This window comes from Streptomyces sp. NPDC058691 (assembly GCF_042714775.1).
GTDB lineage: Bacteria > Actinomycetota > Actinomycetes > Streptomycetales > Streptomycetaceae > Actinacidiphila.
The window spans coordinates 1-20,107 of the sequence record NZ_JBHXSO010000002.1 but is presented as its reverse complement, the minus strand read 5'-3'; the positions used below and the strand labels follow the sequence as shown (position 1 = coordinate 20,107).

Here is a 20,107-nt window from a genome sequence, read left to right as displayed (position 1 = left end):
CGTGATCACTTCTTGGACGGGCCGACCTTGATCGTGATAGTGCTGCCGTCCTTGGCCTCACTGGAGATCGCGATACGGGTGTTGGTGGGGGACACCTTCACGCCGCCGGTCGGGTTCGTCGAGTACCAGTACTTGTTCTTGTCGTCGAACACCGGGTTGCCGGCCTTGCTCGGGATCTTGGTGGTGACCCCGTTCTTGTGCAGGGTGATGCCGTCGGTGCGGTACTTCGAGAACGTGGAGTCGTAGGCCTGCACGCGGTTGCGCTGCAGCGTGCCGTCCTTCCACAGCAGCGGCTTGGAGTGGGCGTCGATCGGGAGGATCTTGCCCGCGCCCGGGTGCGCGCTGACGTTGTTGTCGTTCATCGAGGTGTCCCACAGCCAGATCAGCAGGCCGTTCTGGTACGCGTAGTGCTCGACCCAGTTCTCCTTGGTCGTGGCCCAGCCGAAGTTGTAGGGGCCGACCTTCAGGGTCTTGTCGTACGAGACGTACTGCCGGTTCTCGGCGATGTAGTACTGCGCGTACTCCGACGAGAACGTGGAGCCCTTGGCGGTGAAGCCCTTGGCGGTCCAGCCGTTGTCACCGTTCTCGGCACCGTCGCTGAACACGGTGGCGTTGTCGGCGGTCAGGGTGATCGCGTCGGCCAGGAAGCCCTTCTGGGCCACGCCGCCGTCGCTCTGGTAACGGAAGCGGAGCTTGACCGACTTGCCCGCGTACGCGTCCAGCGGGAACGCCATGTCCTGGTACGTCGCCGCGGTGCCGGTCAGGGCCGGCTTGCCGCTGGCGTCGCGCGGGAGCGGGGCGCCGCCGACGGTGCCGTCCAGCGCGGTCCAGGTGGCGCCGCCGTCGGTGGACGCCTCGGTGTAGAGGTAGTCGTAGTTCTCCTCGATGTCGTACCAGCCCTTGAGGGCCAGGCTCGCCGAGGTCTTGCCGGTGAGGTCGACATCGCGGGTGAGGGTGTTGCTCAGGTTGTCACCGCTGCCGCTCCACCACTGCTTGGTGCCCTCGGCCGGGGTCGCGAGCTGCGTGACCACGGTCTTCTTGGGGAGCGTGACGACCAGACCCTGCTTCTTCTTGGTGTTGTACTCCGCGACACCGAGGGTGGTGGTCGAGTTCTTGCCGGCCTTGGCGGTGGCGTAGTTCAGCCAGCCCAGCTGCAGCTTGTCCCAGGCGGTCATGTCGCCGGGCAGGTCGCCGATGGCGTCCTTGCCGGTGCCGAGCCAGGAACCGGACGACATCAGCGTCCAGAAACCGGTCGAGTTCTCGGCGGTGTTGGTGGTGTCGTAGTGGTCCGGCAGACCGAGGTCGTGGCCGAACTCGTGGGCGAAGACACCGAGGCCGCCGTTCTCGGGCTGCACGGTGTAGTCGCCGACCCACACGCCGGTGTCGCCGACCTGGGTGCCGCCGAGCAGGTTGCCGGCCGGGCCGGTCGCGCCCGCGTCGGTGCCGAAGGCGTACCAGCGGTGGGCCCAGATCGCGTCCTCGCCCTGGGCGCCGCCGCCGGCGGACTCGTCCTCACCGGCGTGCACGATCTGGAAGTGGTCGATGTAGCCGTCTGGCTCGTTGAAGTTGCCGTCGCCATCGAAGTCGTAGCGGTCCCACTGGTCGTACTGGGCCAGCTTCGACTTGATCTGGGTGGCGGAGTCACCGGCGGCCTTGCGCGCGTCGACCCACTTGTTCACCGCGTCGGCGACGAGGTTCCAGGTGCAGGTGTCGCACTTGTTGCTGCCGTAACGGGCCTCGTTCCAGTCGACCTTGACCCAGTCCGCGACCTCGCCGGCGACCGAGTAGCGGCCGGAGGACTGCTTCTCGTAGTACTTCGCCATCGACTCCTTGCCGGAGGCGTGCGAGAAGTACAGGTCCTGGAAGTGCTGGCGGTTGTAGTCCGCCTGCCACGCCGTGCTGTTGTCCTTGCGACGGTCGGGCTTGGCTATCGTGTTGTGCGCGGGACCGGCCGTGCCGCCGTACGCGGGGTCGACCTTGGTCCCGAAGTCGGCGAGGATCACGAAGATCTTGTCGGTCTTCTCGCGCTTGAGCTCGACGTACTTGTTCGACGCGAGCTTCACCACGCCCGAGGCGCCGCGGTCCTCGACCTTGGACTTGCCGGATATGACCTGCTCGATCGCCTGCTGGCGCTGGGCCGCCTGCCGCTCGCTCAGCGGGCCCTTCAGGTCGTGCGCGACGCGCTCCGCCCGAGCCGGGTCCTTGCGCACGACGCTGCCGGCCTGAGAGTCGGCCTGGGCTGCCGCGACGGGGAAGGCGGTGGCACCTATTGCGGCGATCGCCACGGCCAGAGCGGCGGATCTGATGGTCCGTCGGTGGCTTATCACTGTGATTTGACCTCCCTAGGGTGAGGCCATTGCACCGGAGTGACGTGAGAAAAGACAGATCTTGACTTGGTTATGACCGCCAAGTACGGTGAGCGACCGGTCCGTTGCGCATAGCGGACGTAACGGCATGCTCAAGCCACCGGATGGCTAGGATCATTGGGCGATCGTTCGGCCCGGGAGATCGCGATGCGACCCCTTGCGCCCCCCATGCTTCCGCACCGTGGGTAAGGTCACGCTTACCGGACGTTCCCTCCGGGCATCCCGAAACGTAGAGTCGGTGGATGGCGTGCCACCTCTGAACCATCCGAAAGACCGCCCTGGCCGACGCTTCGACACCCTCGACGTACACAAGGACGGATCCGCCATGCCGCGTCCCACCCCCGCCCAGATCTCCTACGGTTCCGCGACCGTGGTGCTCTCGACCCTGGCGATGCTGCTGCTGTCCGAAGCACGTTCCGGCACCGGCGTCGCGGTCATCGCGGCCGCCGGGCTCCTGCTCGGCGTACTGGTCGCCGTCACGGTGCCCATCCCAGCCGCCGGCCGCCGCGCCCGCAGTGCGCCGGCCGCCACGCCGGTCCCGCGCCCGCGGGTGCTCAGCGCCGCCGAACCCCGCGTCGAGGAGCACTCGCTGCACCACTGAGCGCTTCGCCGCACGCCCCGGCACGACAACGGCCCCGGAGCCTTCGCTCCGGGGCCGTCGTACGAGTCCTGCTGTCGGTCAGACCTTGACGACGACGGTCTTGGCCGCCTTGTCGTGCCAGCACTGACGGTACGGCTTGTCCCACAGGTGCCACAGCACGTTCAGCAGCGAGAGGATGACGCCCACGCAGGGCACCACGCCGATGAAGGAGTACACCGCGGCACGACCCCAGGCCGCGGATCCGGGCGGGCTGCCGTCGGCGAGCTTCGCGACGCGGATCTTCATGACCTTCTTGCCGATGGTCTGCCCGGTGGACTGCAGCATCAGGGCCTCGTAGACGAACTGGCCGCCGAAGACGAGCAGTTCGATGACGAAGAAGGCGCCGGTGTCCGTGACCGACGTGCCCGTCACCACCAGGAGGATGATCAGCGCCACGAAGAACATGCCGAAGTCGATCAGCCGGGCGAGGAAGCGCTGGCCGCTGTCGGCCAGCGGCGGCATGCCCGCCAGGGCCGGGTCCACGGGCATCTGACCGTAACCGGCAGGCTGCTGGGGATAGCCGTAAGGCGGCGGCTGCTGCTGCGGGAACGGCGGCTGCTGGTCATAGGGGTTCTGGCCCTGGGGGTGAGGCTGCTGGCCGTACGGATTCTGGCCGTACGGATCCTGACCCCCCGAGCCGCCCTGCGGGTAACCGTATCCGGGCGGTTGATTCGAACTCATGGAGTGAGTAAATCAGCCGGGCATGACCCCGCATAGTGGCATTACGTCACGGCCCTGCGACGATCGTCGCGGTGCGATCTCAGCCCACGGAGACCACGACGGTTTGCCCGGCTTTGTCGTGCAGGCACTGCCGATAGGGCTTGTCCCAGGTGCACCACAGGACCTCGATGATCCAGAAGATCGTGCCGCAGCAGGGGATGATCGGCACCAGGGCGTAGACGGCCTCCCGCTTGAGCGCGGCCGGGGTCGAGGGGTTGGCGCCGTCGGCCAGCATGCCGACCCGCACCTTGAGCAGCTTCTTGCCCAGGCTCTGGCCGTGGCGGGTGAGCATCAGCACCTGGTAGACGAGGTAGACCACCGCGTAGACCACGCCCTCCGCGAAGCCCTGGCCGTAGCCGTCGCGGTAGTTGTAAGCGCCCCAGAACGCCCAGCTGATCCCGTAGACGGGGATGCCGATGATCAGAGCGTCGACGATGCGGGCGAGCAGCCTGCGGCCCCGGTTCGCCAGCGGCGGCATCCCCGCCAGCGGGTCGGGCGTGGGCGCACCGCCGTACGGGCTGTCGTACGGGCCACCCTGCGGACCGTCCTGCGGACCGGCGCCGTACGGGCCGCCGGGGTAGACCGGGGGCGGCTGGTCGTACGGGCCCTTGCCGCCCGCCGGCGGGGGCCCGGACGGCGGCGGCTGGGAGGGCTGCTCCGGCTGCTCGGGCGGCTTCGCGAACGGGTCCTCGGGCCGGTCGGTGCTCATGCCCCGAGTGAAACCCGGACGCCGCAGGGACGCCTCCGGCGTGGTCCGTTCGGGTGACAGCTGTCAGGTGTCCAGCTGTCAGGTGTCAGCCGTTCCGGGCCACGAAGGTACGTGCCGCCTTGTCGTGCCAGCACTGGCGCCACGGGCGGTCGAAGACGCACCACAGCAGGCCGAGGAAGCCGATCACCAGGGCGTCCAGCACGGTGTGCGTGAGCCAGCGCCGCAGCGACTGGCCGAAGCCCGGTTCGTACTGGCTCTCGATGTCCAGCACGCGCAGGCCGAGCAGTTTCTTGCCCAGCGTGCGGCCCCACTTGGCGGTCGGCAGCACCTCGTACAGCACACCGGCGACGAGCGCGACACCGAGGAGGATGCCGAGCTGCAGGCCCGTGGTGCCGTCGATCAGCCACACGGTGACCGTCTCCCCGGTCAGCCGGGCAGCGTCCATTTTGTCCTGGACGTGCTCGTACGCGGCGCTGCCCAGCGGCACGGCGGCCGCGGCGACGATCGCGCCCATCACCAGCGAGTCGATGAGCCGGGCGACCAGCCGCTTGCCGAGCGAGCCGGGGCGGGCCTGCTCCTGCGCCGAGGCGAACGGGTCGTCGGCGACGGGCCGCCACGGCGCGGGCGCGGCCTGCGCACCCGGAGTACCCGGCGTGCCCGGGGCTTCGCCGCCGGTGCCGCTCTGCGCGGGCACTTGGGGCTGCCCCTGCCGGGCCAGCTCCTGCACCTGCTGGGCCCAGGGGACGGGGTTCGCGCTCCGCGCGACGGGCGCGCCGGCGGTGGGTGCGGAGGCGATGGCCGGGGCGGGGGCGGGCCCGGGGGCCGGAGGAGGCGCGGGGACCGGCGAAGCCGTCGGGGCGGGTGCGGGGGCGGGAGCGGGAGCGGGAGCGGCGGACACGGAGGTGGGAGTGGGAGTGTGCGCGGGAGCGGGGGCGGCGGCCTGGGGCGCGCCCCCGTGCTCCTGTGCGCCCCACGACACCCGCGGGGACGGCTCCTGGCGCGCCGGGTCCGCCGCCCATTCCGAGGCGGCCGGCCCGCGTTCGGCGGCGGGCGCCCGCGGGTCCTCGTCGAGGAACATCGGCCCCGACTCGTCCACCGCGGGGGTGCGGCGCATCGGCGGGGCGGGTGTCACCGGTGCGGGAGGGACGGCGGCCACCGCCGGGCCGGGCACCGCCACCGGGGCACCCGTGGGCGGCGCGAGGTCCTCACCGGGCTGCGGCGCCGGGCGGCTCGTGCCGGGGACCCACGAGGAACCGTTCCAGTACCGGATGTAGCCCGGGATGGACGGGTCCGGGTAGTACCCGGGGCCGGGCACACCCCCGCCGCTGCTTCCGGAGGTCATCGGTGACAACTCCCATCACGTCCCATCACGACCACGCGCTCGACCGGTCCGCCGCCTCCGGCGGTCCAAGGAGGACATTAACGAAGAACGCACCCCCGGGAAGAAAGAAACGAGCCCCGGCCCGGGATCGGCATTCCGGGGCATTTCATCGCACCGGACCGGCTACGCTTCCCGCCTGACAGCAGATCAGGGGAACGGGAGACCCGTCCTCCCGCACGAGCCGTGTCGCGGCGGGCGAACCAGGTGTCTATCGCATGCATGCATATGTCGCCAGACCTTCAGGAAAAGTCCTCCCGATCATGGGAAGCCGCGTAATGGTGAGTGCCGGATGCGCTCTCTCCCGGTGCGGGCCCCGCGCTGCACCTCGCCGCGCAGTACCGCCAGGGGCCTTGTGCCGAGGAAAGGACGACGACGCCATGCAGACCGTGGTGGAACGGGAACTGGAGATGAACCTGGTGCTGTCGCCGGAGCGCAGCATCGCCGTGCCGGCCCGGCTGGTGTACCGGGTCGAGGACCCCTTCGCCGTGCACATCGCCTTCCACATCGGGTCGCAGTCCCCGGTGAACTGGACGTTCGCCCGGGAGTTGCTCGTCGAGGGGGTGTTCCGGCCGTGCGGCCACGGGGACGTGCGGATCTGGCCGACCAAGACCGACGGGCGCAGCGTCATCTGCATGGCGCTGAGCTCGCCGGACGGGAACGCGCTGCTGGAGGCGGCGTCCATGCCGGTGGCGGCATGGCTGGAACGCACGCTGCGCGTGGTGCCGCCGGGGACGGAGCTGGACCACCTGGCCATGGACGAGCGCCTGGACGAGCTGCTGGCCCCGACCGCCGGCACGGCGGGCGAGCCGCGGGACGACCTGTGGCTGCGCGACCCGTGGTCGGGGCTGGACGAGTCGCCGGACGCCTAGGGCGGCGCGACGCGACGCGCGGCGCCCGGCGTCGTGTCAGAACAGCTTGCCCGGGTTGAGGATGCCGAGCGGGTCGAAGACCGACTTGATGCCGCGCTGCATCTCCACGCCCACCGGGCCGAGTTCGCGCGCCAGCCACTCCTTCTTCAGCACACCCACGCCGTGCTCGCCGGTGATCGTGCCGCCGAGTTCGAGGCCGAGCGCCATGATCTCGTCGAAGGACTCCCGGGCCCGCCGGGACTCCTCGGCGTCGGCGGCGTCGAAGCAGACGACGGGGTGGGTGTTGCCGTCGCCGGCGTGCGCGCAGACGCCGATGGTCAGTTCGTGCTTGGCGGCGATGGCGGCGACCCCCTCCAGCATGGCGGCCAGCCGGCCGCGCGGGACGCAGACGTCGTCGATCATCGTGGCCGTGGAGACCCGCTCCAGGGCGGGCAGTGCCATCCGCCGTGCCTGCAGCAGCATTTCGGACTCGGTGGCGTCCTCGGCGGGGACGACCTCGGTGGCACCCGCGGCCACGCACAGCTCCCCCACCGCCGCGAGGTCGGCGGCGGGGTCGGGGGTGTCGAAGGCGGCCAGCAGCAGGGCCTCGGTCGACTCGGGCAGGCCCATGGCGGTCATGGCGTTCACGGCGCGCACCGTGGTGCCGTCCATGAGCTCCAGCAGGGACGGCACATGGCCGCCGGCCATGATGTCGCACACCGCGGCGCAGGCCGCCTCCGCGGAGGGGAACTCGGCGACCATCGCGAGCTGGGCGGGCGGGGCCGGCTTGAGCGCGAGGATCGCGCGGACGACGATGCCGAGGCTGCCCTCGGAGCCGACGAACAGCCGGGTCAGGTCGTAGCCCGCGACGCCCTTGGCGGTACGGCGCCCGGTGCGCATCAGACGCCCGTCGGCCAGCACCACGTCCAGCCCGAGCACGTACTCGGCGGTGACGCCGTACTTCACGCAGCACAGGCCGCCGGAGCCGGTGCCGATGTTGCCGCCGATGGTGCACTGCTCCCAACTGGAGGGATCCGGCGGGTAGTACAGCCCGCGTTCGGCGACGGCCCGGGACAGGGCGGCGTTGACGACGCCGGGCTCGACGACCGCGACCCGGTCGACGGGGTCGATCTCCAGCACGCGGTCCATCCTGGTGAGCGACAGCACCACGCAGCCCTCGGAGGCGTTGGCCGCTCCCGACAGGCCCGTACGGGCGCCCTGCGGCACCACGGGCACCCGCAGCGCGGTGGCGGTCCGCATGACGTGCTGGACCTCCTCCACGGTGCGCGGCAGGACGACGACGGCCGGCGCCCCGGCCGGGCAGAAGCTCGCCATGTCGTTGGCGTAGGAGGCGGTGACGTCGGGGTCGGTGAGGATCGCCTCGGCGGGAAGCCCGGCGCGCAGCCGTTCGATGAGATCACCCATGCACACAGCCTCGCACCGCCGGGGGCGGCAGGGAAGGACGGCGTCCTGCGCGGAAGGCGCCGCGGACGGCACCCGGCGCCGGCCCACGCCCTCCCCCGCGGGGGCGCGGTCCGGCGCCGGAGTTCACGGCGAAGGGATCAGAGGTTGCCGCGGCGCTCCTGCTCGCGCTCGATCGCCTCGAAGAGGGCCTTGAAGTTGCCCTTGCCGAAGCCCATCGAACCGTGTCGCTCGATCATTTCGAAGAAGACCGTCGGGCGATCCTGGACGGGCTTGGTGAAGATCTGCAGCAAGTAGCCGTCTTCGTCCCGGTCTGCGAGGATCTTCAGCTCACGCAGCGTGTCGATCGGCACGCGGGTGTCGCCGACCCACTCCCCGAGGGTGTCGTAGTAGGAGTCGGGCGTGTCGAGGAACTCGACGCCGGCCGCGCGCATGGCGCGCACGCTCGCGACGATGTCGTTCGTGGCCAGCGCGATGTGCTGCACGCCGGGGCCGCCGTAGAACTCCAGGTACTCGTCGATCTGCGACTTCTTCTTCGCGATCGCGGGCTCGTTGATCGGGAACTTGACCTTCAGCGTGCCGTCCGCGACGACCTTGGACATCAGCGCGGAGTACTCGGTGGCGATGTCGTCGCCGACGAACTCCTTCATGTTGGTGAAGCCCATGACGCGGTTGTAGAAGGTGACCCAGTCGTTCATCCTGCCGAGCTCGACGTTGCCCACGCAGTGGTCGATGGCCTGGAAGAAGCGCTTGGCCGGGGGCTCCACGATCGGCTCGGCGGCGACGTAGCCGGGCAGGTAGGGGCCCTTGTAGCCGCCGCGCTCCACGAGGGTGTGGCAGGTCTCGCCGTAGGTGGCGATGGCGGCCAGGACGACCGTGCCGTACTCGTCCGAGACCTCGTACGGCGCCTGGAGCCCCGTCGCGCCGTGCGCGAGGGCGTAGTCGTACGCGGCGCGCACGTCGGGGACCTCCAGGGCCAGGTCGACGACCCCGTCGCCGTGGGCGGCCACGTGCTGCTCCAGGAAGCGGCCGTGCTCGCCTGCGGCCCTGACCACGGAGGTGAAGACGAAGCGGGCGCTGCCGGACTCCAGCACGTAGGAGGCGGTCTCGCGGCTGCCGTTCTCCGGTCCGGAGTAGGCGACGCGCTTCATGCCGAAGGCGGTCGAGTAGTAGTGCGCCGCCTGCTTGGCGTTGCCCACCGCGAAGACGACCGCGTCCATCCCCTTCACCGGGAACGGGTCGGCGTCGCCTGCGGTGCCGGGAGCGTGATCCAGGGTCTCAGTCATGGCGCCAGCCTCGCCCCGGCGGCCAAGGTGCGCAATAGTTCCTTGAACGAGTGGGCAATCTGTACAGCGCCTTGGGGATATCGGGCGGCATTCCGTACAGGGTGACCACTGTCACAGCGGCGAACACGAGAGGCCGGCGGGCGGGCGATGGGCATCGACGGACTGGACGGACGGCTGATCGCGCTCCTCGCGGAGGAGCCGCGGATCGGCGTGCTGGAGGCCTCGCGGCGGCTCGGCGTCGCCCGCGGCACCGTGCAGGCGCGGCTGGACCGGCTTCAGGCCAATGGGGTGATCCGGGGCTTCGGCCCCCAGGTGGACCCGGCGGCGCTCGGCTACCCGGTGACGGCGTTCGCGACGCTGGAGATCAAGCAGGGCCAAGGCCCCGATGTGCGCGCGCACTTGCGGGCCGTACCGGAGGTGCTGGAGCTGCACACCACGACCGGTCAGGGGGACATGCTCTGCCGGCTGGTGGCCCGCTCCAACGCCGATCTCCAACGTGTGATCGACCGGGTTGTGGGCTTTGATGGCATCGTGCGGGCCGACACGGCGATCGTCATGGAGAATCCGGTCCCGCTGCGGATCATTCCGCTGGTCGAGCAGGCGGCGCGGGACGCCGAGCCGTAACCGGCGTCGGCGGCGGCAGGCGAGGGCAGGCAGGTGGTGAGGCCGGATGAGCTTCTGGGAGTACCTCACCAGCCGCCGCGGGCAACTGCTGATCGACGCCTATCAGCAGGCCAGCCTGGTCTTCCAGTGCATGGTGCTGGCCACCGCCATCGGTGTGACGGTGGGCGTGCTCAGCTACCGCCGCGGCTGGACCGCGAGCCTGGCCGTCACCTCCACCGCCACGATCCTCACCATCCCCTCCCTGGCGCTGATCGGTCTGCTGATCCCCTGGCTGGGCCTCGGCGTCCCCCCGACGGTCACCGCGCTGACGCTGTACGGGCTGCTGCCGGTGGTCCGCAACACGATCGTGGGCCTGCGCGGGGTCGACCCGGCGCTGGTGGACGCGGCCCGCGGGATCGGCATGTCGCGCCCGGCGGCGCTGCTCCGGGTGGAGCTGCCGCTGGCGTGGCCGCCGATCCTGACCGGCATCCGGGTGGCGACCCAGATGCTGATGGGCATCGCCGCGATCGCCGCGTACGCCTCGGGGCCCGGGCTCGGCAACGAGATCTTCCGCGGCATCGCCTCGCTCGGCAGCGCCAACGCCCTCAACCAGGTGCTGGCCGGCACGATCGGCATCGTCGTCCTCGCGCTGCTCTTCGACGCCGCCTGCGCGCTGATCGGGCGGCTGACCATCCCGAGGGGGATCCGTGGCTGAGGCGGCGGGCGCGACCATCGAGCTGGAACAGCTGACCAAGCGCTATCCAGGCAGCGCGGAACCGGCCGTGGACAGCGTCTCCATGGAGATCAAGGCGGGCGAGACGGTGATCTTCGTCGGGCCGTCCGGCTGCGGCAAGTCCACCACCCTGAAGATGATCAACCGGCTGATCGAGCCGACCTCCGGCCGCATCCGCATCGGCGGCGAGGACGTCACCGACATGGACCCGGTGAAGCTGCGCCGCAAGATCGGCTACGCGATCCAGTCCTCCGGGCTCTTCCCGCACATGACGGTCGCGGAGAACATCGCGCTCGTCCCCCGGATGACCGGCTGGTCCAGGGCCCGGGTGCGGGACCGGGTCGCGGAGATGCTGGACCTGGTGGGCCTGGACCCACGCGAGTTCCGGGGCCGCTACCCCCGCCAGCTCTCGGGCGGTCAGCAGCAGCGGGTGGGCGTGGCCCGGGCGCTGGCCGCCGACCCGCCCGTCCTGCTGATGGACGAGCCCTTCGGCGCGGTCGACCCGATCACCCGCGACCACCTCCAGGACGAGCTGATCCGGCTCCAGCACGAGCTGCACAAGACCATCGTCTTCGTCACCCACGACTTCGACGAGGCCATCAAGCTCGGCGACCGCATCGCGGTCCTGCGCGAACGCTCCCACATCGCCCAGTTCGACACCCCCGAGGCGATCCTGACCAACCCGGCCGACGATTTCGTCTCCGGCTTCGTCGGCGCGGGCGCGGCCCTGAAGCGCCTCAACCTCACCCGGGTCCGCGATGTGGGCGTCGCCGACTTCCCGACGGTGAGCGTGGACGACCCGCTGCAGTCGATCTTCGACCGGCTGCGGGCGTCGAGCCTGGTCAACGAACTGCTGCTGCTGGACGGCAAGGGCCGCCCCTACAAGTGGCTGCGCCGCGGCGACCTCATGCGGGCCAAGGGCTCCCTCGCCCGGGCCGGGACGCTCGTGGGCGACACGGTCACCCGGGACGCGACGCTGCGGGACGCCCTGGAGGCGGTGCTGACCGACAGCAGCGGGCGGGTCGCGGTCACCGGCCGGCGCGGGGAGTTCACCGGCGTGGTGGACATGGAGACGCTGCTCAACTCCGTCCACGAGATGCTGGAGGCCGACCGGCTGGCGGCGCTGGAACACCGGCACGACCTCGAGGAGTTGCGCGCCCCGCAGACCCGGGCGGAGCAGGAGGGCGCCGACCACGAGCCGGGAGCGCGGGCGTGAGGGTCCGCGGGGACTCCCCAGGCGCCCCTGGCCCTCCGGGCCCCCCGGCTGTCGCGGAGCCCCCCGAGGACGAACGGCCCGGCGCGCCCGGGACCCCGAACCGGCGGCGGCCGACCTGGCGCCACCTCGTCGTCACTCCCGTCGTGCTGGCCGCGGTGCTCGCCGCCACCTACGTGTGGATCAGCACCGTCCACCTCGACTCCATCGCCGAGAACGCCCTGGCCGGCGACACCGTCCGGGTGCGGCTGTGGCAGCACGTCAAGCTCACCGCGTACTCCACCTTCTGGGTGCTGGTCATCGCGATCCCGCTGGGCACCGCGCTGACCCGGCGCGGGCTGCGGGCCGCCGCGCCCGTCGTGACGGCGGTCGCCAACATCGGGCAGGCCACCCCCGCCATCGGGATGCTGGCACTGCTGGTGATCTGGCTCGGCATCGGGCCGCGCACGGCCCTGGTGGGCATGGTCGTCTACGCCGTGCTGCCGGTGCTGTCCAACACCATGGCGGGGCTGCGGGCGATCGACCCGACGCTCGTCGAGGCCTCGCGCGGCATCGGGATGTCGGCGCTGGGAACCCTGTCGCGGGTCGAACTGCCCCTGGCCGTACCGCTGATCCTCGCCGGGGTGCGGACGGCGCTGGTGCTCAACGTCGGCACGGCGACACTGGCCACCTTCGTCGGCGGCGGGGGCCTGGGCGACATCATCACCACCGGCATCGTCACCCAGCGCATGCCGGTGCTGATCCTGGGCTCGGTGCTGACCGTGGTGCTGGCGCTGCTCGTGGACTGGATCGCCTCGCTCGCCGAGCAGTTGATGCGCCCGCGCGGCCTGGAGGACACATGACGCGCCGACGCACGTCCGTGGCCCTGGCCTCGTGCGCGGCGCTGCTCGCTACGGCGCCGGGCTGCGGGCTCAAGAGCGGCAGCCCGCTGGCGGACGACGTCCGTCCCGGCACCCTCGGCCAGGGCCTGCCACTGAAGGGGGCGTCCCTGACCGTGACGTCCAAGAGCTTCAGCGAGCAGATCATCCTCGGCTCGATGATCGGGCTCGTCTTCAAGGCCGCCGGCGCCGACGTGCTGGACCGCACGAACATCCAGGGCTCCATCGGGGCCCGCGAGGCCGTCCGCTCCGGCGACGCGGACGCCATGTACGAGTACACCGGCACCGCGTGGATCACCTACCTCGGCAACGACAAACCGATCACCGACCCGCTGGCGCAGTGGCGGGCCGTCCACGACGCCGACCTCAGGAACGGCATCACCTGGCTGCCGCCGTCCACCCTCGACAACACCTACGCGCTCGCCACCACCCGGGCGAAGAACCGCCCCTACGGCCTGCGGACCCTCTCCGACGTCGCCGCGCTCTCCCACAAGAACCCCTCGGCCGTCACCTTGTGCGTGGAGAACGAGTTCGCCTCCCGCGACGACGGGCTGCCCGGCATGGTGAAGGCCTACGGCATGAACGTGCCCGCCTCCAACATCCGGAAGATGGACACCGGGGTCATCTACACCCAGATCCCGAAGCGGGGTTCCTGCCTGCTCGGCGAGGTCTACACGACGGACGGCCGGATCGCCTCCCTGCACCTGGAGGTCATGGAGGACGACAAGCACTTCTTCCCCAACTACGACGCCGCCCCCGTCGTCAACAGCAAGGCCCTCAAGCGCTGGCCCGCGATCCGGGAACTGCTGGACCCGATCTCGCGGAAGCTGACCACGGCCGTGGGACGCGAACTGAACGCGAAGGTCGACGTGCAGGGCGAGGACCCGCGCCAGGTGGCGAAGGACTGGCTGGTCAGGGAGGGCTTCATCAAGGAGGGGTGAGCGGCCCCGCACGACAGGTGCAAAGAAAGCGTTGCAAAGAAGTCTTTGCAACCTCTACGGTGGACGCGTGCCAGACGACCCCACCGCCGACGCGCCCGGCCCCGGCGTCATCAGCCTCGACCCGCGCACCCTGCGCGGGCTCGCGCACCCGCTGCGCATCCGGCTCCTCGCCGCCCTGCGCGAGTACGGACCCGCCACCGCCTCCGGGCTGGCGGCCCGACTCGGCGAGTCCAGCGGCGCCACCAGCTACCACCTACGGCAGCTGGCGGCACACGGGTTCGTGGAGGAGGACCCCGGACGCGGCACCGCCCGCGAACGCTGGTGGAAGGCCGCGCACAGCGGCACCCGCTTCAACGCGGCGGGCTTCCTGGCCCACGCCGACCCCGAAGTGCGCGCCGCCATCGGCATGCTCGGCCGGGAGGTCGCCGCGGCCCACGCCGAGGAGCTCCAGACCTGGCTCGACTCCCTGGACGACTGGTCGCCGCAGTGGCGCGAGGCCTTCGACCTCAGCGACTTCGCCCTGCGGCTCACGCCCGGGCGGGCCCGCGCCCTGCGGGCCGAGCTGCACGCCGTGGTGGAGAGCTACCGCGACGCGGACACCGAAAGGCCCGACGCCGGCGACGACGCCGCACTCGTCCACGTCCATCTGCACGCCTTTCCGCGCGCCGCGGACTGACCGCACCGACCAGGGGGACCCGCATGGACACCGGAACCGGCATATCCGACGGCACCGAACGGGCCACCGGGCCCGCCCCCGCACCCGATCCGCGGCCGCTGCGCCTGGTGCTCGCCGCCAACGTCGTGTCGATCAGCGGCAACTCGCTCACCGTGCTGGCCGTGCCGTGGTTCGTGCTCCAGACCACCGGCAGCGCCGCCCGCGCCGGACTGGCGGCCTTCTGCGGGACGCTGCCGATCGTGATCGCCGCGATCGGCGGCGGACCGGTCATCGACCGCTTCGGGCGGCGCAGGACGTCGGTGGTCTCGGACGCGGTGTGCGGGATCGCCGTGGCGGCCATCCCGCTGCTGCACTTCGCCGGGGTGCTGCGGTTCTGGCAGTTGTGCGCTCTCATGGCGGTCAGCGGGCTCTTCCACGCCCCCGGCGAGACCGCACGCGAAGTACTGCTGCCCGTCCTGGCCGAACGGGCGGGGACGCCGCTGGGGCGCGCCGCCGGCTACTTCGACGGCGCCTCACGCGGGGCGCGCATGCTGGGCGCCTCACTGGGCGGGGTGCTCATCGCCGTCCTCGGGGCGGAGGCGGTGCTGCTGGTGGACGCCGCGACCTTCGGGGTCTCCGCGCTGCTGATCGTCTTCGGCATCCGCGGACTGGCCGGCGCGGAACCGGCGACCTACGCGGCGCCGGTCTCCCTGCGCACGTACTGGGCCGAACTGCGCGAGGGTTACACCTTCCTCGTCCGGAGCCGACTGCTGCTCGCCATCACACTGATGATCATGGTCACCAACGGCCTGGACGTGGGGTGGAGTTCGGTGCTGCTGCCCGTGCACGCCGAACGCGAGCTCGGCGGCTCGGTCCAACTCGGCCTGCTCTCCGGCCTCTTCGGCGCGGGAGCGCTGGCCGGGGCACTGGCGTACGGGGCGCTGGGCCACCGGCTGCCGCGGTGGCCGGTCTACACGGTGTGCTTCCTGCTGTGCGGGGCGCCGCGGTTCCTGGTCGCCGCGTGGGTGCCCGGATGGGGCGCCCTCGCGGCGACGATGGTGATCGGCGGCCTGGCGGCGGGGGCGCTCAACCCGATCCTGTCGACGGTGACGTTCGAGCACGTCCCGGACGAGCTGCGCAGCCGCGCCCTCGGCACACTGGGCGCCGGGGTGCTGCTCACCACCCCGGTGGGCGGCCTGGCGGCCGGCTACCTGGTGGACGGCGTGGGGCTGCCGGCGGCGCTGCTCGCCATGGGCGCGGTGTACTTCGCGGCGACGCTGTGCCCCCTGGTCTTCCCGTCCTGGCGCACGATGGACGCCAAGCGCGCCTAGGCCCTTCTAACAGCTGGGGACCTTGCCGCCGCTGCCGAGGGCCTCCAGGGCGTCGATCGCGCCGTCGAGCGTGGTCACCGGCACCAGGCGCAGCCCCTTGGGGAGTTCGGCCTTGGCGTCGGCGCACTCGCCCTTCGGAACGAGGAAGACGGTCGCCCCGTCGCGCCGGGCCGCGCGCTCCTTGAGCGGCACACCGCCGACCGCGCCGACCTTGCCGCCCGGCGTGATCGTCCCCGTACCGGCGATCCGCCGGCCGCCGGTGAGGTCGCCGCCGCGGCCGTTGCCGTCGATCTTGTCGATGATGCCGAGGCTGAACATCAGCCCGGCGCTCGGGCCGCCGACGTCCGCGAGGTGGAGGCCGACCTTGACCTTGGACGGCTGGATCCCGAGGTGCGACAGGGCCGCGGCGGTCGCGGCGTCCTGCGACTCGGTCATCTCCGCCTGGTTGTGCTGCTCGATCTCCTTGACGCTGCCGCCGGTCGGATAGACCGCGTCCCGCGGCATGGCCGCCTTGTCGGTGGCGAACCATGCCTTCAGCACATCGCTGAACCGGACGACAGCGTCCGGGTTGGTCGCGGCGATCGTCGTCATCCGCAGCTGACCGGAGGTGTCGCGCACGGGCGTGCCGGTGACGGTGATCACCGGCTTGCCCTGGTCGCTGCCGAGCACGTCGGCGGTCAGCCCGGGCACGACGATCGAGATCGGCAGGGGCGCGAACGCGGCGACCGCCAGCAGGGCGACGACAAGGGCCGCGCACACGGCGAGGGTCCGGCTGCGGGCGGTGGCGAAGGGCATGGGGTGAATGTAGTTCACCGCGCCGGGTGGGACGTGCCACGGGCCGCACCCCGGCCCCTCCCCCGGCGCGCCCCGTCCTCCCGGCGGCGGCCGCCGCTAGCGCAGGGCGTCCGCCACTTCGATCGCCGCCTCCACGACCCGCGGCCCGACCCGCTCGGGCACCGAGTCGGCGAGCATGACCACCCCGACGCTCCCCTCTATGCCGGGCACGCCCACGAGCGGGGCGGCCGCGCCGCTCGCGCCGGCTTCCAGCTCGCCGTGGGTGAGCACGTAGCCGGGCCCCTCGGCGCAGCGGGGGTCGGGTTCGTACGGCTGCGTGTTGCGCCCGGCGAGGATCGCGCGGCCCGCGGCGCCGCGGGCCAGGGAGTGCCGGAATCCGGTGCGGTAGGCGACGTGGTAGTCGGTCCAGCTGGGCTCCACGACCGCCACGGCCAGCGCCTCGGTGCCGTCGACGAGGGTGAGGTGCGCGGTGGCGCCGATGTCCTCGGCCAGGGAGCGCAGCGCGGGGAGCGCGGCCTCCCGCAGCAGGGGGTGCACCTGGTGGGCCAGGCGCAGGACGCCGAGGCCGACCCGGGCGCGGCCGCCGAGGTCGCGGCGGACCAGGGAGTGCTGTTCCAGGGTGGCCAGCAGGCGGTAGACGACCGTGCGGTTGACGCCCAGCTTCGCGGCGAGCTCGGTCACCGTGAGCCCGTGGTCGGTGTCGGCCAGCAGTTTCAGGACCCGCAGGCCCCGGTCGAGCGTCTGAGACGTCTCCGCGGTCACGACGCCCCCTTCTCGTGAGTGGTGGCTGATCTCTCACGGCGGGAAGCATGCCGGTCCCGCGGCAGAGCGCGGAGAAGCCACCGGTCGGTCTGGCGGTACCGGCTGCGCCCCGAGGCTGCGTCGCCACGGCGCGTTGCGTGACCGGAACGGTAGCGATGCGTACCGCTCAGCGGAAGACTTCGTCCACAATCCGGTCATGTGACGGGTCGCGGCCGTCCGCGGAACGTAAATCCTTCAGCCAACGACCCCTCACGCCGGAAGAACCGCAGCACAGCTGACGGGTCGTCAACATGACGGTACGGAGTACCGGACGGCGCTCAGCGCATCCGGGTGGCCCACTCCTGGACCTTCTTGATGCGCTCGTTGAGCTGCCCCGCCGTCGCCTCCGCGCTCGGCGGGCCGCCGCACACCCGGCGCAGCTCGTTGTGGATCACCCCGTGGGGCTTGCCGCTCTGGTGGTTGTACGCGGCCACAAGGGTGTTGAGCCGCTTGCGGAGCTCCAGCATCTCCTTGTGGCTGACCACCGGGCGCCGCTCGGCGGGCAGTTCCAGCAGATCCGCCTCGGCGTCCGGCTTCTTGCGGCTGTGCGCGATCTGCCGCGCCTGGCGCCGCTGCAGCAGCATCTGCACCTGGTCGGGTTCGAGCAGGCCGGGAATGCCCAGGTAGTCCTGCTCCTCCTCGCTGCCCGGATGCGCCTGCATGCCGAACTCGGCGCCGTCGTACAGCACCCGGTCGAAGACCGCGTCCGACTCCAGCGCCTCGAAGGGCAGCATGTCCTGCTCCCCGGTGTCCTCGTCCTGCTCCTTCTCGGCCTCGGCGAGTTCCTTCTCGGACTCCGCGTACGGGTCCTCCTCGCCGTCCTTCTTCGGCTTGTCCAGGACGTGGTCGCGCTCGACCTCCATCTCGTTGGCGAAGTCCAGCAGCATCGGGATGGTCGGCACGAACACCGACGCGGTCTCGCCGCGCCGCCGCGACCGCACGAAACGGCCCACGGCCTGCGCGAAGAACAGCGGCGTCGAGATCGTCGTGGCGTACACGCCCACCGCCAGGCGCGGCACGTCGACGCCCTCCGACACCATGCGGACGGCCACCATCCAGCGGTCCTCGCTCGCGCCGAACTCCTCGATCCGGGACGAGGCACCGGTGTCGTCGGAGAGCACGAGGGTCGCCTTGTGCCCGGTGATCTCCCGGATCAGCTTGGCGTACGCACGCGCGGACTCCTGGTCGGTGGCGATCACCAGCGCTCCCGCGTCCGGGATCGACTTGCGGACCTCCGTGAGCCGCACGTCCGCCGCGCGCAGCACGTTGGGGATCCAGTCGCCCGTCGGGGCCAGCGCGGTGCGCCAGGCCTGCCCGATCGCGTCCTTCGTCATCGGCTCGCCCAGGCGCGCGGCGATCTCGTCGCCGGCCTTCGTGCGCCAGCGCATGTTGCCGCTGTAGGAGAGGAAGATCACAGGGCGGACGACGCCGTCCGCGAGCGCGTTGCCGTAGCCGTACGTGTAGTCGGCGGACGAACGGCGGATGCCGTCGTTGCCCTCCTCGTACGTCACGAACGGGATGGGATTGGTGTCCGACCGGAACGGCGTGCCGGTCAGCGCGAGGCGGCGGGTCGCCGGCTCGAACGCCTCCTGGCACGCCTCGCCCCACGACTTGCTGTCGCCGGCGTGATGGATCTCGTCCAGGATCACCAGGGTCTTGCGCTGCTCACAGCGGTTGCGGTGCAGCATCGGCCGGACGCCGACGCCCGCGTAGGTGACCGCCACGCCGTGGTAGTCCCGCCCCACCGGGCCCGCGCTGTACTCCGGGTCCAGCTTGATGCCTATGCGCGCGGCCGCCTCCGCCCACTGCTTCTTCAGGTGCTCGGTGGGGGCGACCACGGTGATCTGCTGCACCAGGTGGTTGTGGAGCAGGTACGAGGCCAGGGTGAGCGCGAAGGTCGTCTTGCCGGCGCCCGGGGTCGCGACCGCCAGGAAGTCGCGCGGCTGCGTCTCGATGTACCGGTCGAGCGCGCCCTGCTGCCATGCGCGCAGCTTGCCGGCGGTGCCCCAGGGGGCGCGGCCGGGGAACGCGGGTGAGAGGTGGTGCGAGTTGCTGGCGCTGTGCGGGGCGGTGGTAGTCACGGTCTCCGGGTGACGGGTTGGGGGCGGGGGGGCGGTCTACGAAACCGTCACAGCGTACCTGTGGGTGCTTGCGGGTGGGTTTTCTCCCCGCCCGCCCTCCCTCCCCCAACCTCCGGCCGGGGGTGCCCCCAGCCCTGTGAAGTCACGCACCCCGGCGCGCGTGGTTCCTGGGCCGGGTCCGGGGCCTCCGGGGCTGGCCATTCTGGACTGGGATATTTACGTGCCTTTCCAGCACCTGCTCATCCCATCCCGACCCGGATGCCGCACACAAATATCCCGCACCGTCCAGAACACCCACCCTCCCCCAGCCTTCGGCCGGGGGTGCCCCCAGCACCCCCGCCCCCTCCGTTTCGTCATGCGCCTGATCCCCGGGGGTATGGAGGCGGTCCGGGGTGACCGCGGTTGCCTGGATCACCCCCACCAGTGTGTGTGGGCGGTGACGGCTGGGCGGCTGATGTGCCGCCGCACCAACCGTGGGGCTGTGCCACGGCCGCCTTCTACCCCCCACTGGGGATCAGGCGCCCGGAACTACGGAGGGGGCGGGGTCGTAGGGGTGGGCGTTCTGGACTGTGGAGCATATTTGGGTGCACAACCCGGAGTGACCAACGAAGAGTGCCCGAGGCACCAAAATGTGCTGTCCAGAATGGCCAGCCCCGGAGGCCCCGAACCCGGCACCCAACGAAACGCGCGCCGGGGTGCGTGAC

Annotated in this window: 18 protein-coding genes; 9 read left to right on the top strand and 9 right to left on the bottom strand. The window is 71.4% G+C overall.

The window, feature by feature from the left end; genetic code table 11:
* Positions 1-5 precede the first annotated feature (5 nt).
* Positions 6-2,327 carry an immune inhibitor A domain-containing protein gene (locus ACFWVC_RS01525; RefSeq protein WP_384273767.1) on the bottom strand — a complete coding sequence of 774 codons (2,322 nt, stop codon included), beginning with the start codon at positions 2,325-2,327 and terminating at the stop codon, positions 6-8.
* Between the two features lie 364 nt (positions 2,328-2,691).
* Between ACFWVC_RS01525 and ACFWVC_RS01520 the strand changes: the two genes are divergently transcribed.
* The gene (locus ACFWVC_RS01520) at positions 2,692-2,967 is read left to right on the top strand and encodes a hypothetical protein (RefSeq protein ID WP_384273765.1); all 276 of its coding nucleotides are present in this window, start codon (positions 2,692-2,694) and stop codon (positions 2,965-2,967) included.
* Positions 2,968-3,045: 78 nt separating this feature from the next.
* On the opposite strand, the gene ACFWVC_RS01515 is transcribed toward ACFWVC_RS01520, so the two are convergent.
* The 3 genes from ACFWVC_RS01515 to ACFWVC_RS01505 form a co-directional block, all read right to left on the bottom strand.
* Entirely contained in the window at positions 3,046-3,687 is a 642-nt protein-coding gene (locus ACFWVC_RS01515) for an RDD family protein (protein ID WP_384273762.1), read from the bottom strand.
* Between the two features lie 79 nt (positions 3,688-3,766).
* A complete protein-coding gene (locus ACFWVC_RS01510; protein WP_384273759.1) occupies positions 3,767-4,435 on the bottom strand; it encodes an RDD family protein in 669 nt (222 codons plus the stop codon).
* Between the two features lie 85 nt (positions 4,436-4,520).
* Complete coding sequence (locus ACFWVC_RS01505; protein WP_384273756.1) at positions 4,521-5,777, bottom strand: RDD family protein; 1,257 nt, start codon at positions 5,775-5,777, stop codon at positions 4,521-4,523.
* A gap of 416 nt (positions 5,778-6,193) precedes the next feature.
* Between ACFWVC_RS01505 and ACFWVC_RS01500 the strand changes: the two genes are divergently transcribed.
* Positions 6,194-6,685: an SsgA family sporulation/cell division regulator gene (locus tag ACFWVC_RS01500; RefSeq protein ID WP_319664466.1), complete on the top strand. Its 492-nt coding sequence runs from the start codon at positions 6,194-6,196 to the stop codon at positions 6,683-6,685.
* A 36-nt stretch (positions 6,686-6,721) separates the two neighbouring features.
* Here the strand turns inward: ACFWVC_RS01500 and ACFWVC_RS01495 are convergent, their stop codons facing one another.
* Positions 6,722-8,089 (bottom strand): FAD-binding oxidoreductase, encoded by a 1,368-nt coding sequence (locus tag ACFWVC_RS01495; RefSeq protein WP_384273753.1) that lies wholly within the window; start codon positions 8,087-8,089, stop codon positions 6,722-6,724.
* Positions 8,090-8,226: 137 nt separating this feature from the next.
* Positions 8,227-9,372: a 4-hydroxyphenylpyruvate dioxygenase gene (hppD, locus tag ACFWVC_RS01490; RefSeq protein WP_384273750.1), complete on the bottom strand. Its 1,146-nt coding sequence runs from the start codon at positions 9,370-9,372 to the stop codon at positions 8,227-8,229.
* A gap of 147 nt (positions 9,373-9,519) precedes the next feature.
* On the opposite strand from hppD, the gene ACFWVC_RS01485 reads away from it, so the two are divergent.
* From ACFWVC_RS01485 to ACFWVC_RS01455, 7 genes are all read left to right on the top strand, one after another.
* A complete protein-coding gene (locus ACFWVC_RS01485) occupies positions 9,520-9,996 on the top strand; it encodes an Lrp/AsnC family transcriptional regulator (protein ID WP_384273747.1) in 477 nt (158 codons plus the stop codon).
* Positions 9,997-10,042: 46 nt separating this feature from the next.
* Positions 10,043-10,690 carry an ABC transporter permease gene (locus ACFWVC_RS01480; protein WP_384273744.1) on the top strand — a complete coding sequence of 216 codons (648 nt, stop codon included), beginning with the start codon at positions 10,043-10,045 and terminating at the stop codon, positions 10,688-10,690.
* Positions 10,683-11,924, top strand: a complete 1,242-nt coding sequence (locus ACFWVC_RS01475) for a betaine/proline/choline family ABC transporter ATP-binding protein (protein ID WP_384273741.1) — start codon at positions 10,683-10,685, stop codon at positions 11,922-11,924. Before ACFWVC_RS01480 ends, ACFWVC_RS01475 begins: the two co-directional genes overlap by 8 nt.
* On the top strand, positions 11,921-12,763 hold the full coding sequence (locus tag ACFWVC_RS01470) for an ABC transporter permease (RefSeq protein ID WP_384273739.1): 843 nt from the start codon (positions 11,921-11,923) through the stop codon (positions 12,761-12,763). Before ACFWVC_RS01475 ends, ACFWVC_RS01470 begins: the two co-directional genes overlap by 4 nt.
* The gene (locus tag ACFWVC_RS01465) at positions 12,760-13,740 is read left to right on the top strand and encodes a glycine betaine ABC transporter substrate-binding protein (protein WP_384273736.1); all 981 of its coding nucleotides are present in this window, start codon (positions 12,760-12,762) and stop codon (positions 13,738-13,740) included. The genes ACFWVC_RS01470 and ACFWVC_RS01465 overlap by 4 nt, the downstream gene beginning before the upstream one ends.
* A 67-nt stretch (positions 13,741-13,807) precedes the next feature.
* The gene (locus ACFWVC_RS01460; RefSeq protein ID WP_384273733.1) at positions 13,808-14,416 is read left to right on the top strand and encodes a helix-turn-helix domain-containing protein; all 609 of its coding nucleotides are present in this window, start codon (positions 13,808-13,810) and stop codon (positions 14,414-14,416) included.
* 23 nt (positions 14,417-14,439) lie between these two features.
* On the top strand, positions 14,440-15,726 hold the full coding sequence (locus tag ACFWVC_RS01455) for an MFS transporter (RefSeq protein WP_384273730.1): 1,287 nt from the start codon (positions 14,440-14,442) through the stop codon (positions 15,724-15,726).
* A 6-nt stretch (positions 15,727-15,732) separates the two neighbouring features.
* On the opposite strand, the gene ACFWVC_RS01450 is transcribed toward ACFWVC_RS01455, so the two are convergent.
* The 3 genes from ACFWVC_RS01450 to ACFWVC_RS01440 all read right to left on the bottom strand — a co-directional run bounded on the left by ACFWVC_RS01450 (position 15,733) and on the right by ACFWVC_RS01440 (position 19,403).
* Positions 15,733-16,521, bottom strand: coding sequence for a S16 family serine protease (locus tag ACFWVC_RS01450; RefSeq protein WP_384273727.1), 789 nt, complete (start codon positions 16,519-16,521; stop codon positions 15,733-15,735).
* Positions 16,522-16,617: 96 nt separating this feature from the next.
* Positions 16,618-17,283, bottom strand: a complete 666-nt coding sequence (locus ACFWVC_RS01445) for an IclR family transcriptional regulator (RefSeq protein WP_384273724.1) — start codon at positions 17,281-17,283, stop codon at positions 16,618-16,620.
* A gap of 317 nt (positions 17,284-17,600) precedes the next feature.
* Positions 17,601-19,403, bottom strand: a complete 1,803-nt coding sequence (locus ACFWVC_RS01440; RefSeq protein ID WP_384273721.1) for a DEAD/DEAH box helicase — start codon at positions 19,401-19,403, stop codon at positions 17,601-17,603.
* Positions 19,404-20,107 lie beyond the last annotated feature (704 nt).